The organism is Bartonella sp. AP72JLCBS, assembly GCF_042195705.1.
In the GTDB taxonomy this organism is placed as follows: Bacteria; Pseudomonadota; Alphaproteobacteria; order Rhizobiales; family Rhizobiaceae; genus Bartonella.
The window spans coordinates 1-869 of the sequence record NZ_JBHIOU010000091.1 but is presented as its reverse complement, the minus strand read 5'-3'; the positions used below and the strand labels follow the sequence as shown (position 1 = coordinate 869).

General features: G+C 41.1%; 1 pseudogene. It reads right to left on the bottom strand.

Features of this window, described 5'->3' with window-relative positions:
- Window positions 1-869, bottom strand: a pseudogene (locus ACFILO_RS09555) (hypothetical protein); the annotation flags it as partial.

Here is an 869-nt window from a genome sequence, read left to right as displayed (position 1 = left end):
AACGTGAAAGGTTTTCCCTGTAGCGTCGACCATTTCTGCAATCCCCAATCATAGACAAAGGTCGTTTGCTCGTTATTGCCTCTTTTTATTGACCAGTAAATTCGGTTATCAACGGGGTCTATAACCCCTTGCATCTCATCAAGAGCAAATTTATCAAAGGTTTTAAAAACCGTTCTATCAACCTTCTCAAAGCCTATCGGCAAAAGTTGACCATCAGCACTGATCTGATAAAAGCCACCATCACTCGCAAAAAAAGCATCACTCCCTCGACACGCTATAGAAGCTGAACTGCGCGCTCCACGCTTGTCTTGGATCTTTTGAAAAGCAAACGGGCTTTTGGAACCTAACGTCAAAGAACCAGCATAAATAGCGGAACGAAGAAAAATAAGGGGATTGGTTGTTTCTGTTGCCCCCTGCACATATTCTCCATCTTGGAAATCCATATAACCACTAACATTATATTGAGTCTCCCATAGAGTTTCATCGCCTTCTCCAGACCAATGGATGCGATTGGGATTATCTGTCAATTGCATCAAACAAACAAAAGGTCCCCAAACCTTAACCAATCCTGCTTTCGGTGGATTTCCTTCTAAATCTTCAAACCGTTCAGAACTAAGGACCTTGAAAACTTGCGGTTTATCATTTTTATTCACCGCAATAACCATGTTTTTAAAAAGAGCAAACGACCATTTATTCTCTTCATTTGCTTGATAGGTCACACCACTTTGGCTTATGTCTTTCCAACCCTTGGTTTGACTATCATAACTGTAAAGCTTTTGTTTGCCTCCTACAATTATCTTAACACCATTGCCACTTCTAAACGCTATGCACCCCAAAGGCTTTTCTTCCAAAGCATGAGACACAACCAT